The following is a 13,661-nucleotide window of genomic DNA, read 5'->3' on the forward strand; positions in this document are numbered from 1 at the left end:
TAAACATCGACTCATCGGCTCAGTCTTCTTCCAGCCTTCCGGCCCGGAGATTCTGCTTCCCCGCTCCGTTCCCGACCGGTCGGTCACCGACGCAAGGAACCACCATGACGCTCCTGTCGACGTCAGCACAGGCGGCCCCGCCGCCCCGCCGCCGAGCGCGCTCCCGTCTCCGCAAGGAGGCCTTGGTCGGATGGGGGTTCGCCGGCCCGTTCGTCGCGGTCTTCGGCCTGGTGTTCCTCGCGCCGATCGGATACGCCCTGTACCTGAGCCTCTTCAAGGACCGGCTCATCGGAGGCACCTCGTTCGTGGGCCTCGAAAGCTACGGCGAGGCGCTCACCGATCCGCGCTTCTGGGACGGACTGGCCCGGGTGGGCCTGTTCCTCCTGATCCAGGTGCCGGTCATGCTCGGCATCGCCCTGCTCGTCGCCCTCGCGATCGACAGCGGCCGGCTCTACGGCAAGAGCTTCTTCCGGGTCGCGGTCTTCCTGCCCTACGCGGTCCCCGCCGTCGTCGCCAGCCTCATCTGGGGCTTCATGTACGGCACCCGGTTCGGCCTCGTCGGCAACATCAACGACGCGCTCGGGATCACGCTGCCCGACCCGCTCTCGCCCTCGCTGGTCCTCGCGTCCATCGGCAACATCGTGACCTGGGAGTTCGTCGGCTACAACATGCTGATCTTCTACTCGGCGCTCAAGGTCGTGCCCCGTTCGCTCTACGAGGCCGCGGCGATCGACGGCGCGGGGGAGTGGCGCGTCGTGACCTCGGTCAAGCTGCCGGCGATCCGCAGCGCGCTCGTCATCGCCACGATCTTCTCGATCATCGGCAGCTTCCAGCTGTTCAACGAGCCGAGCATCCTCCAGAAGCTCGCCCCCAACGCGATCACCAGTGACTTCACCCCGAACCTCTACACCTACTCGCTGTCCTTCGCGGGCCAGCAGCACAACTACGCGGCGACCGTGGCGATCGTGATGGGCGTGATCACCGCGATCATCGCCTACGCGGTCCAGCTGCGCGGCATGCGGAAGGGCTGAGCCGATGACCACCCCCCTCGCGACGACGGCATCCACGACGGGCTCCACCACGGCCTCGACGACGGCCTCCGGTACGGGCTCCGCTGACGGCTCCGCCTCGGCCGCACCGGCGGCCCGGCGCCGGAAGCGGCGGCTGCCGCACACCCCGCTCAACCCCCGGCCCAGCATCCCGCTGACCGCCGTCACCGGCCTGGTCCTCGTCTACACCCTGCTCCCTCTCGCGTGGCTCCTCATCAACGCCACCAAGGACCAGAACGGACTGCTCGACTCCTTCGGCCTCTGGTTCGCCGACGACACGCACCTCTGGGACAACATCACCCGCACGCTCACGTACGACGACGGCGTCTTCGTCCGCTGGCTGCTCAACACCCTGCTGTACGTCGCCGCCGGCGCGGGCGGCGCGACGGTCCTCGCCGTCCTCGGCGGGTACGCCCTCGCCAAGTACCAGTTCCCGGGCCGCCGGGCGGTCTTCGCGGTGGTCCTCGGGGCCGTGGCCGTGCCCGGCACCGCGCTCGCCGTCCCCACCTTCCTGATGTTCAGCAACATGGGCCTGACCAATACGCCCTGGGCGGTGATCATCCCGTCCCTGATCTCGCCGTTCGGGCTCTACCTGATGTGGGTCTTCGCCGTCGAGGCGGTACCCGCGGAGCTCCTGGAGGCCGCGCGCATCGACGGCTCGGGCGAGCTGCGTACCTTCTTCACGATCGCGCTGCCGCTGCTGATGCCGGGCACCGTCACGGTGCTGCTGTTCTCGATGGTCGCGACCTGGAACAACTACTTCCTGCCGCTGATCATGATCAAGGACCCCGACTGGTACCCGCTGACGCTCGGCCTCAACGCCTGGAACGCCCAGGCCCAGACGGCCGGCGGCGAGGCCGTCTTCGACCTCATCATCACCGGCTCCCTGCTGACGATCGTCCCGATCGTCGCGATCTTCCTGCTGCTCCAGCGCTTCTGGCAGTCCGGCCTGGCCGCCGGCAGCGTCAAGGAATGACGGCTCCGTTTCCTCCCGCACACCCTCACGCCCGTACCACCGACCAGGAGCACACCCCATGAGAACTCGCACCACCCGCAGACTCCTCGCCGCGCTCGCCGCCGTCTCCGCCCTCGCCCTCACCACGACGGCCTGCGGCTCCGACGCGTCGGACGGCGGTGGCGCCGACGCCGGCCCGAAGGACGTCACGGCAGCTCTGGAGAAGGGCGGCAAGGTGACGGTGTGGGCCTGGGAACCCACGCTCAAGAAGGTCGCGGAGGACTTCGAGAAGAAGTACCCCAAGGTCGACGTCGAGCTGGTCAACGCCGGTACCGGCGACAAGCAGTACACCGCCCTGCAGAACGCGATAGCCGCCGGATCCGGCGCTCCCGACGTGGCGCAGATCGAGTACTACGCCCTCGGCCAGTTCACGATCGGCAAGTCCGTCGAGGACCTTTCCCCCTACGGCGCCAAGCGGTACGGCACGAGCTTCACGCCCGGCCCGTGGAACGCGGTCTCCGACGACAAGGCCATTCACGCGCTGCCCATGGACTCCGGTCCGATGGCGTTCTTCTACAACAAGAAGGTCTTCGACAAGCACGGCATCAAGGTGCCGACCACCTGGGAGGCGTATGTGGAGGCGGCCCGCGCCCTCCACAAGGCCGACCCGAAGATCTTCATCACCAACGACACGGGCGACGCCGGTGCCACCACCAGTCTCATCTGGCAGGCCGGTGGCCGCCCGTACAAGACGGACGGCACCGACGTCACCGTGAACTTCGGCGACGAGGGCACCACGACGTACACCGCCACCTGGCAGAAGCTCCTCGACGAGAAGCTCGTCGCGCCGATCAGCTCCTGGAGCGACGCCTGGTACAAGGGCCTGGCCGACGGCTCCATCGCCACCCTCTCCATCGGCGCCTGGATGCCGGCCAACCTCACGTCCGGCGTCGCCTCCGCCTCCGGCGACTGGAGGGTCGCCCCGCTCCCGCAGTGGACGGAGGGCGCCAAGGCGAGCGCGGAGAACGGCGGCAGCTCGCTCGCCGTGCCGAAGGCCGGCAAGAACAAGGAACTCGCCTACGCCTTCACGGAGTTCGCGACCACGGGAGCCGGCGCGAGCGCCCGCGTCGCCGAGGGCGCCTTCCCGGCCACCCGCGCCGACCTGGAGTCGAAGGCGTTCCTCGACGCCCCGTTCCCGTACTTCGGCGGCCAGAAGGCCAACCGGATCTTCGCCGAGTCCGCCCGTAACGTCGGCGCCGACTGGAACTACCTGCCCTACCAGGTGTACGCGAACTCGGTCTTCAACGACACCGTCGGCAAGGCCTACGTCTCCCCGACCAAGCTCTCCGACGGCCTCAAGGCCTGGCAGGACGTGACCGTCAAGTACGGCAAGGACCAGGGCTTCGCCGTCAACAAGTAGGCGCTGGCGCGTTCATGGCTCCGGTCTCCCCTGGAGGGGCGGCCGGAGCCGCTCGGGTGGGTTGGATGGTGATTTATGTTTGATTTCTCGAAGGGAGATGTCATGGGCATGCCATTACTCAACTTCCCTTCTTCGTCAGGCTGTTGGGGGATCCAATCTGGAGATTACGGACGCATCTCGGGCTCGCTGTACCCCTTGACGGCTCGGGCGTTGCGTTGTGTCATGGAGTCTAGCGTTTGAATTTGTTTGAGTTCGAGGGTTTGTGATGCCCAGGTGAGGCGCCCCGCGCCTCCCGGCCCGTTCCTCTCCTTCCCTCTCCTCTCCTCCGCTCTCCTCTCCTCTCCTCCCTCTCCGACCGGCCCCGCACGCCCCGGGTGCGCCGGTCGCTGCCCGCATCAAGGAGCCCCCGATGTTCCGATCCGCCCCCCGTCGCACGGCCGCCGCCACCGGCCTTCTCGTCACGCTCGGACTGAGCACAGCCTGCTCGTCCGGCCAGACGGCGAGCAGCGCCACCGGAGACCCGGTCGCCAAGGTCGACGGCAAGATCTCGATCACGTACCTCCAGAAGCAGGGCGACCAGGAGTACTTCATCGGCGAGGCCGCCGGCGCGAAGGCGAAGGCCGCGGAGCTCGGCATCGACCTCAAGGTCGTCAACCTGGGCAACGACGCCAACAAGACCGTCAGCGAAGTGCAGTCGGCGATCGCCCAGAAGACGAACGGCGTCATCATCGTCGTACCGGACCCGGCTGTCGGCCCTCAGGTCGTCCAGACCGCGAGGGACGGCAAGGTCGCGCTCCTGACCTCCGACGACCAGATCTGCACCACCGGCCCCGACCCCGCCGCCTGCGGCAAGAGCGACCTGGTGCCCCGGATCGGGTTCAGCGGCGCCCAGATGGGCGAGGAGGTCGGCAAGCGCGCCGCCGCCGAGTTCGCGAAGGCCGGCTGGACGGCCGCCGACACCCGGGTCGTCTCGGCCTGGAAGCAGGACGTGACCGTCTGCGGTGACCGGGTCGCGGGCGCGAAGAAGGCGTTCGAAGCGGCCGTTCCCGGCGTGAAGACCATCGACGTCCCCACCGACAACACGCCCACCGGGGCCCAGGACAAGATCGCCGCGACGGTCACCGCCAACGCGGGCGTGAAGAACTGGGTCATCTGGGGCTGCAACGACGAGAACGTGATGGGCGGTGTCACCGCGCTCGCCAACGCCGGAGTGGCCCCCGACCGCGTCGTCGGAGTCGGCCTGGGCGCCTACCTGGCCTGCAAGGAGTGGCAGTCGGACAAGCCGTCCGGCATGAAGGCCGCGCTGTTCATCAACGGCAAGGACGTCGGAGCCCTGGCCGTCCAGACCATGTACGACAAGCTCAAGAACGGCAAGGACTTCCCTGCCGAGGCCTTCGCCCCGACCACCATGGTCGACAAGGGTTCGTGGAAGAGCGCCGGACTCACCTGCGGGTGAGTGTCCCCGGCCGGCGGCCACCACGGAAGCGTCCGCCGACCGGTGACCACCCCCACCCCCCACCCCGCTCCCCGACGCGCCGGGCATCCACCCCCGCTCCCCGACGCGTCGGGGCCCTCCCCGCCACGCCGCCTGCCCTCTGCCTTCGAGGTGAACCGAGACATGAGCCCATCGCATCACCCGCCCTCCGCCACAGGGTCCCCCTCCTCGTCCGTCGGGGTGTCCGGCATCGTCAAGCGCTTCGGCGAGGTGCGGGCGATCAGCGGCGTCACGCTCGACTTCCCCGCCGGACAGGTCACCGCCCTGATGGGAGAGAACGGCGCGGGAAAGTCCACGCTGCTGAAGATCCTCACCGGCGACCACCAGCCCACCGAGGGGCACGTGGTCGTGAACGGAGAGCCCGTCGCGCTGGACTCCCCGGCCCGCGCCCGGGCCGCCGGCATCAGGATCATCCCCCAGGAACCCGAGATCGTCCCGCACGTCTCCGTCGCGGAGAACGTCTACGCCGGCGCCCTGCCCCGGAAGAGGGGGCGCCTCCTCGACCGGGCGGAACTCGACCGGCGGATCAGGGCGGACCTCGACCGGCTGGGCTTCGCGCACGTACTCGACCCCGATCTGATCGGCTCTCAGCTCACCCCCGCACAGCGGCAGTTGGTGGAGATCATGCGCGCGCTGACCGGTGGCACCACCGCCCGGCTCATCGCGTTCGACGAGCCCACGTCCTCCCTGTCGGAGCACGAGGTCGACGCACTGTTCGCGCTCATCCGGCGGTTGCGTGGCGAGGGCATCGCGATCGTGTACGTCTCGCACCGCATGCAGGAGATCTTCCAGCTCGCCGACCGCATCGCGGTCCTGCGCGACGGCAGCCTCGTCGGTGTCCAGGACGCCCGGACCACGGACGAGAGCGAGCTCGTCCGACTGATGGTGGGCCGCGATCTCTCCGCCCTGTTCGTACGGCAGCGGGTCGCCACGGACCGGCTGGTCCTCGACGTCCGGAACCTGACGACCGACGACGTGACCGGCATCTCGCTGCGCGTGCACGCCGGTGAAGTCGTGGGCCTGGCGGGCCTGATCGGTGCCGGCCGCTCCGAACTCGCCCTGGCGCTCGCGGGCGACCTGCCCGTCCGCGGTGGCACCGCCACGCTGGACGGGGTGCCGCTGCGCAGCGGCCGCCCGGGGGACGCCATCCGGGCCGGGCTCGGTCTCGCGCCCGAGGAGCGCAAGGCGCAGGCGCTGTTCCTCCAGCAGTCCGTCAAGGACAACGCCACCCTCGTCGTACTGGACCGGCTGCGGCGCTTCCGGTTCGTACGGCGGACGGCCGAACGCCGGCTCGCGCAGGAGTTCTCCGATCGGCTCAGGGTGCGCACCCCGTCGATCGACCACGAGGTGCGCAAGCTGTCGGGCGGCAATCAGCAGAAGGTCGTGCTGGCCCGGTGGCTGGCCCGTAAACCGAAGGTGCTGATCCTCGACGAGCCGACGCGCGGCATCGACGTCGGCGCGAAGGCGGAGATCTACCAGATCATCGCCGACCTGGCCGCCGAGGGCGTCGCGGTCCTGGTCATCTCCTCCGAACTCCCCGAACTCCTCGGTCTCGCCGACCGGGTCGTCGTCATGCAGGGCGGCCGGATCACCGGCGAACTCGACCGCGCCGAAGCCACCGAAGCAGCCATCCTCGAACTCGCCATGGCCGACGACATCGTCGGCGCCGGCACCGGAGCATCGTCATGACCCTCACCAGCACCCCCGCACCGGCCGCGAAGAACCCCCGGGGCCGTGACGGCGGCGCCTCGCTCCGGCCCGGGTTCCCGGCCGGCGTCGACGGCCAGAACATCAGCCTCATCGGCGCACTCGTCGTCGTCCTCGCCCTGTTCGGCCTCCTCAACGACAACTACCTGAGCCTGTCCAACATGCAGGTGATCGCCGAGGCGGCGACCATCACCGGACTGCTCGCCATCGTGCAGACGGTGGTCATCATCTGCGGCGGACTCGACATCTCCGTCGGCTCGCAGGTCGGCGTCGCGTCGGTCGTCAGCGCCATGGTGTTCACCACGACCGGGTCGAGCGCCTTCCTCGGCATGGCCGCCGCCGTCGGCGTCGGTGTTCTCGTCGGTGCGCTGAACGGCCTGGTCATCGTCTACGGGCGGGTCAATCCCACCATCGCCACGCTCGCCGGGCTCGCCGCTTACAAGGGTCTCGCCCAGCTGCTGTCCGACGGCCGTGCCCAGGGCTACGTCCTCAACGACGACATCTTCGTCTTCCTGGGGCGCGGCAAGATCGCCGGCATCCCGGCCATGGTCTGGATCCTGATCGTCGTGGCCGCGACGGTGCACCTGCTGCTCAAGTACACCGACATCGGTCGCAACCTCTACGCGATCGGCGGCAACGACACCGCCGCACGGCTGGCCGGCATCAGCATCAACAAGTACCTGATCTGCGTCTACACCCTGATCGGTGTGGTGGCCGCGGTGGCCGGCATCCTGCTGACCGCCCGTACGGGCTCCGGTCAGCCGGTCTCCGGGAGCGAGGGCCTCGAACTGAAGGCCATCACCGCCGCGGCGCTCGGCGGCGCCGCCCTCAAGGGCGGCAAGGGCGGCATCGGCGGCACCCTCCTCGCGGTGGCCCTGCTCGGCTGTCTGGAGAACGGTCTGACGGTCGAGGGCATCAACACCTTCTGGCAGAACGTCGCCCAGGGCGCGCTGCTGGTCATCGCCGTCGTCATCCAGCAGCGCCGCAGCGGCGAACGCGCGGTCGGTCTACCGCACTGACGGCCTTCCCGACTGACCGCCTTCCCGACTGACCGCTGTCCCCGCCACGGTCCTACCCTCGGAGTCGGACAGCCCTAGGCGCGGAAGGCCTTCCGGAGGAGTTCGCCGAAGTCGGCGGGGTGGGTGGTCACGCCGGTGTGTCCGCCGGGGAAGTGTCGGAGTTCCGTGCCGAGGCGCTCGGCCAGGAAGGCGGCCGCGCGGTAGGGCAGTTCGCCGTGTGAGTTCTGGCCGCCGGCGAGGACGAGCCGGTCCGTCAGGGGCTCCAGCAGGTGGATGTCCGGGGCGTAGGACATGAAGCGCGGCACGATGCGCCCGACGAAGAAGGGCAGGTTGGCCATCGTGCGCTCGGCCCGTGCCGCTGCCTGTGGCGGGAGCTCGGTCGCGGCCCTCGGCTCGGTGGTGTCGCCGTCCTTCTTCAGCCCCGCGGCGAACACGGCCATGGCCGGCATGAGCCCCTCCGCGTGGAAGGTCGCCTCCACGCGCGCGATGAGTGCGCGATGGGCGGAGGCGTCCGGCAGGACCTCGACCACCGGCGGCTCGTGCGCCACCAGGCGCGCGACGCGTTCGGGATGGGCCGTGAGCAGATGCAGCGCGGTGATGGCGCCCGAGCTTGAGCCGAAGAGAAACGCGGGGCCCTCAGGCGAGAGGAGTTCGAGCAACCGGAGTGCGTCGTCGGCGTGTTCGGCCACGTGCTGCTCGGCCTCGGGGTCGTCCAGCGTGCTCCGGGACATGCCGCGCGGATCGTAGGTCGCGACGGTGTACTCGGCGGCCAGGCCGTCGGCGATGCCGTCGAAGGAGGCCGCACCGCCCGCCCCGCCGGGGATCAGCAGCAGGAGCGGTCCCTGGCCGCGTACTTCGTAGTGCAGGGTCGCGCCGTGTACGCGCAGGGTGCCGAGGGTCGGGTCGGTCATGCGGGGTCTCCTTCTCGGGACGGGGGCCAGTGCTCCAGGAGGGTGTGGAGGGCGTCGAGGGCGCGGATCCAGGACCGCTGTGGCGACCGCTCGTGCGCGAACCCGCCGGCGGCCTCCAAGGCGACGAACCCGTGGAACGTGCTGCGCAGTAGCCGGACCGCGTCGGTCAGGTCGGGCTCGGCCAGTCCGTAGCCGCGCAGCATGCCGTAGGTCAGCGAGACCGCGCGCCGCGGTCCGGGAGCCGTCGCGGCCAGCTCGGGGTCGATCCGGATCGCTGTCTGCGTCGCGGCGTAGCGGCCCGGATAAGCGTGGGCGTACTCCCGCCAGGCGTCGGCGAACGCGACCAGCGCGTCCTTGCCCGCCCGCCCGGAGGTCGCCTCCGCGATCCGGACGGTCTTCTCGTCCGCCGCCAGCAGCGCGATCCGTCCGCGCAGGTCCTCCAGGCCGCGGACATGGGTGTAGAGGCTCGCATCCTTCACCCCCAGTCGCCGTGCCACCTGCGACATCGTCACCTTGTCGAACCCGACCTCGTCCGCCAGCTCGGCGCCCGCGATCGTCACACTCTCCGCTGTCAGCCCGGCCCGCCCCATACACCCTCCTCGTGATCCTAAGGCCCCTAGGTTTAACCTAGGGGCCTTAGGTAGTGCAAGTTCGGTGTGCCTGGCGCCGCCCCATGTCCGGGGTACGCCGAGCTCGTCACCTCGTGGTCTGCCTGGACGGCGCGGTGGGGTCGAGAAGCTCCGCGAGCCCTCGTCGCGTCGCCGCGATGACGACACGGTCGTGGGGTTGCAGGACGTGTCCCGGGTGGAGCTCCCACAGGAGCGAGGGGTGTCCGTCGTGGCCCGTGTTCGCGAGGTCGGGGGAGCGGGCCTCGGGCCCCGCCGTGTCGAGTGCCAGGACCCGCCACGCGCCGGCCCGAAAGGCCTCGGAGACCGTACGGCCTTCGAACTGGTGATGTCCGGCCACGGGGAGCGCGGCGAAGAGGAGCACCTTCCGCTCGACGGAGATGGCCCCGAGGATCTGGCGGCCCATCATGGCGCCGGCGAAGGCGGGGGCGGCCAGGTGGGAGACGCTGCGGCTGCGGGTGACGGCTTCGGGGTGGGCGGAGCGCAACGTGCGGTAGACCGCGGTGGCGAAGTCGTCGTCGTACAGCCGGAGGGCGACCCGCACGTCGCCCTTGAGGACCCGGGCGGCGAGGGTGGCCTCCAGGTTGGTGGTGTCGGAGCTGGTCAGGGCGAGGAGGGCGGCGGCGCGGTGGATGCGGGCCGCGTTCAGGACACCGTCCTCGGTGACGTCACCGACGACCACCGGCACGCCCAGGTCGCGCGCGAGCGCGATGCCCCGTGCGTCGGGGTCCTTCTCGACGCAGACGACAGGGATGTCGAGCTCGCGCAGCCTGGCCAGGACGCGCGCGCCGACCTTCCCCAGCCCCAGCAGCACGATGTGACCGGACAGTCCGCGGGGCGGGCGGCGCAGTGCCCCGGTCGTACGGAAGGTGCCCAGGGCTTCCAGGGCACTGGCCACCAGAAGGGGCAACAGGGCCAGTCCGACCAGGCCGGACAGGAGTTGCAGGATCTGCCGGGTGGTGGAGTCCTGGAGTGCCGGATCGTTGATGGAGAACAGGTCGAGCAGGGTCAGGTACGTGGCGTGTACGGGGCCCGCGTCCGTGAGGACGGTGGTGGTGACACTGAGGGCGAGCACCGCCGCGACGATGCCGGCGAGCGCCCATCGCAGCCGGGCCGAGATCACCTCCCCGAGCGGCACTCCCCGGCGGGACAGGCGACGTACGGGTATGGCCGGTCCCTCGCGACGGACCGCCTCCAGGACGACGGTGCCGTGCGCCGAATTGCCGCGTAAGGTCCGGTCGTCGGGAAGGAGTTCCGGGGCGGGCGTCCCGCTCGTGTCCGAGCCCTCGGCGCCGGCCGGGTCGGCCGCCGTCGAGGACAGCAGAGCCAGCGTGCACAGTCCCGGATCCGGTACTTCGCCCCGGCCCGGCACCGGGCGCTCGGCGGCGCGCAGGAGCAGACCGTCGGCCTGGACCACCTTGTAGGTGTCGGCGATGGCGGTGGCCACGAGCGCCGGCGCGGCCGTGTCGGCATCGGAGAGCACGGTCGTGGAAGCGTCCAGGACGGCCCTGTCCATACCGGGCACGGCCACGAGGGCCGCCTCGTCGAGCAGCTCCTCCAGGTGCTGGCCGAGCTTGCGGTTGTACATGCGGACCACGAGGCGCAGGCCGGGGCTGAGACGACGAGCGGCGAGCGCGGCACGCAGGTTCGTCTCGTCGTCCTCGTACAGCAGCGCGAGGGCAGTGGCTCTGTCCGCCTCCGCGTGGAGGAGAACCTCTGTCGTGGGGGCCCGCGCGGTCTCCACCCGGATGGGGAAGACCGTGGCGCCGCTCATCGTGTCGGTCACCGCCGGGCCGGCCTCGGCCACGTGCTGCTCGGCCTGCTCGGCGGGGACGACGAGCACCACCCGCTGGCGGTAGACCTCCCGTAGCTCGGAGGCGAGCCGGCGCGCCAGCCCGTCGTCCCCGCAGACCACCATGTGCCCCCTGGAGCGTGGTTCGCCGTTTCCCTGGCGTGACAGTGCGACCATGTCTCCCCCGTGACGTCGAGTGGTGTCCGCCGGGTCATCCTCCCGTGTCACCCCGCCCGTCGGCACTGCCTCAGGGCGGAACCGAGTCCGGCCGGTACGGTGCCGCTTCTCGGCAAGTCCGGCTCCGGCGACGCCCGACAGGCCGTCGCCGGAACCGGGCACCACGAACCGCGTCGCACCGCACCGACCGGCCAGGCATCCGCCCGCCCGCGCTCAGGCGGGGCGGGCTACCACATCACCGGCAGGCGCTCCGGAAGCCGCTTCATGAAGCGTGTGCGCCACACCAGTTGGTCGACCGGCACCGCGAGCCGCAGGTCCGGCATCCGGTCGAGCAGCGCCTCCAGGGCGATCTCGGCGTGCTTCTTGGCGAGCGCGGTCGCCGGGCAGTAGTGGCCGCCCAGCCCGAAGGACAGGTGCGCGTGGTTGTTCGGCCGCGCCAGGTCGACCCTGTGCGGGTTCTCGAACGCCTCCGGGTCAAAGTTGGCGGCCTCGACCAGGACCAGGACCAGCTCACCCTTCCTCACCAGGACCCCGCCCAGTTCCACGTCCTCCGTGGCCAGCCTCGGCAGGCCGTCGGCTATGGACAGGTTGATCCGCAGCAACTCGTCGACGGCTGCCGGGATCTTCGCCCGGTCCGCCAGCAACTCCGCCTGTAGTTCCGGGTGTTGCATCAACGCGAAGACCGCCATGGTGAGGAAGCCCATCGTGGAGATCACGCCGGCGCCGAAGAAGGTCACACCGACCGTCGCGAGCATCTCGTCGGTCAGATGCGCGTACTCCGGGTCCTCGCGCAGCGCGGCGAGCTCGGCCATCAACCCGGTGGTGGCGGGGTCGTCCAGTCGGTCCACCATGTAGGCCATGTCGCGGTCCCAGTTGAGCCGGGCGCCGGTCACCGGGCAGGCCGAGTTCATGAACGCGATGTCCAGGCTGGCCGCCAGCCTCGGCGCGTCCTCGAACGGGATGCCGAGGATCCGGCAGTGCAGCGCCTCCGAGTAGGGGCCCGTGAACGCGCCGCGAAGGTCGGCCGGCGCACCGGTGGCGACGATCTCGTCGATCAGCCGGGCGGCATGCGCGCGCATCCAGTCGACCAGACCCTCGGCCTTCGGGTTGATCGCCTTCAGTACGGCCTTGCGCAGGCCGGCCCCGGTGATGTTGCCCATGTTGTTGACGACCTCGGGTGGAATCGTCAGGGCGTACTGTCGGGGCGCGCCCGGCGACGAGGTCTCCTTGAGGCTGAATCCGGGATCCTCCAGAACCTGCTTGCACAGGGCGTAGGAGGACACCAGCCAGGCCTCGTCGCCCGCGATCGTACGGACCTTCTTGACCGGCTCCGAGCGCAGCGCCTCGATCTCGGCCGGAAGCCGGTCACCGCGCCAGTCGAACGGGAAGCCGATCGGGGCCGCGGCGGGCGTCAGGACCTCAGGGGACGTCAGGGTCTCAACGGGCATCGGGGGCTCCTTCGGCGGGCGTGATGATGGCGTGGCCCTGGTTGCGGGAGGCGCGCAGGCCGGCGCCTCGGGAGTACAGCAGCTCTGCCATGGGCAGTAGCTGGTGGTAGCAGTTGAGCGAGGACGGGACCCCGAAGATGGCGGGGGTGTCCAGGAACAGCGGGGCCTCCGCACAGATGTAGTCGAGGCAGACCTCGCGCTGCCGCCGAGTGCTGGGGCCGGCCGCCTTGGTCGACAGGAAGTACGTCGCGAGCTCCTCGCAGATCCGGCGGAACTCGTGGTCGGAGTCGAGGAGCCGCAGGATCCGGGTGTGGATCTCGCGGTACGCCTCGTGGTCGGTGAACTCGGACAGGGCGCGGGCACGGATCGTGCCGTCGCCCTGATCGAGGGCGGCCGCCGCGTTGTTCACCTTGGCCCGGACGCCGCGCAGGTTCTTGACGGCCTTGCGCTGGGCGTCGATCGGGTCGTATCCGAAGGCCTCGTACATCTCGGCCACGTACAGGTCGGTGTAGAGGATGTCGACCCGGCGGAAGCTCTCGGCTCCCCAGCGGCCGAGGTCCAGGACCCGCTGCGCCGAGAAGTAGCTGTTGCCGGGCGATATGCCGATGAGGGCGTGGTCCCCGGCCGCCTGGATCACCTGGCAATGCGGGGTGTAGGGCCGAACGTCGAAGAGTTCGGCGGAAGGGGGAGAGGAAGGGGTTGTGTGTGTCGCGGTGGTCAACGTCGTCAACGGAGAGTGTCCTCCGCGTCGCAAGTCCCGATGGAGCCTGGTGCTCCTGGTGTGGCGACGACGACGTGAAGTTAGCGATCGAGTACGGAGCGTGTCAACGCTGTCTCAGGAGACGTGAGTTGCCTGTGATCACCAACTTCCGGCGTCACCGCGCGGCAGGTGCCCGCAACGACGCCCGACGCCCGGTGCCGCGCCACGTCATGCCGCGCCGCTCGGCGATGCGGATCGCGCCGGCCGTATGCGGCCCGCGCCGGGCCGTAAGACGTCCGTCATCGGGCCAGGCCTCCCGATCCGCGGCCTGGTCGCGTTGGATGGACCGGAACAGTGGCAGC

The 13,661-nt window shown here is 70.1% G+C and carries 11 protein-coding genes; 6 read left to right on the top strand and 5 right to left on the bottom strand.

What is annotated here, in order from left to right; all coding sequences use genetic code 11:
• The first annotated feature begins 104 nt into the window (after nucleotides 1-104).
• From ACFWWU_RS07960 to ACFWWU_RS07985, 6 genes are all read left to right on the top strand, one after another.
• Nucleotides 105-1,031: a carbohydrate ABC transporter permease gene (locus tag ACFWWU_RS07960; protein WP_384140535.1), complete on the top strand. Its 927-nt coding sequence runs from the start codon at nucleotides 105-107 to the stop codon at nucleotides 1,029-1,031.
• 4 nt (nucleotides 1,032-1,035) lie between these two features.
• A complete protein-coding gene (locus ACFWWU_RS07965) occupies nucleotides 1,036-2,025 on the top strand; it encodes a carbohydrate ABC transporter permease (RefSeq protein ID WP_384140538.1) in 990 nt (329 codons plus the stop codon).
• A 58-nt stretch (nucleotides 2,026-2,083) separates the two neighbouring features.
• Complete coding sequence (locus ACFWWU_RS07970) at nucleotides 2,084-3,424, top strand: ABC transporter substrate-binding protein (protein ID WP_384140539.1); 1,341 nt, start codon at nucleotides 2,084-2,086, stop codon at nucleotides 3,422-3,424.
• Between the two features lie 409 nt (nucleotides 3,425-3,833).
• Nucleotides 3,834-4,880 (top strand): substrate-binding domain-containing protein, encoded by a 1,047-nt coding sequence (locus tag ACFWWU_RS07975; protein WP_384140542.1) that lies wholly within the window; start codon nucleotides 3,834-3,836, stop codon nucleotides 4,878-4,880.
• A gap of 162 nt (nucleotides 4,881-5,042) precedes the next feature.
• Nucleotides 5,043-6,608: a sugar ABC transporter ATP-binding protein gene (locus ACFWWU_RS07980; protein WP_384140544.1), complete on the top strand. Its 1,566-nt coding sequence runs from the start codon at nucleotides 5,043-5,045 to the stop codon at nucleotides 6,606-6,608.
• Nucleotides 6,605-7,645 (top strand): ABC transporter permease, encoded by a 1,041-nt coding sequence (locus tag ACFWWU_RS07985; RefSeq protein ID WP_384140547.1) that lies wholly within the window; start codon nucleotides 6,605-6,607, stop codon nucleotides 7,643-7,645. Before ACFWWU_RS07980 ends, ACFWWU_RS07985 begins: the two co-directional genes overlap by 4 nt.
• 74 nt (nucleotides 7,646-7,719) lie before the next feature.
• Here the strand turns inward: ACFWWU_RS07985 and ACFWWU_RS07990 are convergent, their stop codons facing one another.
• The 5 genes from ACFWWU_RS07990 to ACFWWU_RS08010 form a co-directional block, all read right to left on the bottom strand.
• The gene (locus tag ACFWWU_RS07990; RefSeq protein WP_384140550.1) at nucleotides 7,720-8,556 is read right to left on the bottom strand and encodes an alpha/beta fold hydrolase; all 837 of its coding nucleotides are present in this window, start codon (nucleotides 8,554-8,556) and stop codon (nucleotides 7,720-7,722) included.
• Nucleotides 8,553-9,146, bottom strand: a complete 594-nt coding sequence (locus ACFWWU_RS07995; RefSeq protein WP_384140553.1) for a TetR/AcrR family transcriptional regulator — start codon at nucleotides 9,144-9,146, stop codon at nucleotides 8,553-8,555. The genes ACFWWU_RS07990 and ACFWWU_RS07995 overlap by 4 nt, the downstream gene beginning before the upstream one ends.
• Nucleotides 9,147-9,252: 106 nt before the next feature.
• Nucleotides 9,253-11,151 (bottom strand): NAD-binding protein, encoded by a 1,899-nt coding sequence (locus ACFWWU_RS08000; protein WP_384140556.1) that lies wholly within the window; start codon nucleotides 11,149-11,151, stop codon nucleotides 9,253-9,255.
• A 227-nt stretch (nucleotides 11,152-11,378) separates the two neighbouring features.
• On the bottom strand, nucleotides 11,379-12,599 hold the full coding sequence (locus ACFWWU_RS08005) for a cytochrome P450 (protein WP_384140559.1): 1,221 nt from the start codon (nucleotides 12,597-12,599) through the stop codon (nucleotides 11,379-11,381).
• Nucleotides 12,589-13,353, bottom strand: coding sequence for a tRNA-dependent cyclodipeptide synthase (locus tag ACFWWU_RS08010; protein WP_384140562.1), 765 nt, complete (start codon nucleotides 13,351-13,353; stop codon nucleotides 12,589-12,591). Before ACFWWU_RS08010 ends, ACFWWU_RS08005 begins: the two co-directional genes overlap by 11 nt.
• Nucleotides 13,354-13,661 lie beyond the last annotated feature (308 nt).

It is taken from the genome of Streptomyces sp. NPDC058650 (assembly GCF_042717315.1).
Taxonomy (GTDB): Bacteria; Actinomycetota; Actinomycetes; order Streptomycetales; family Streptomycetaceae; genus Streptomyces.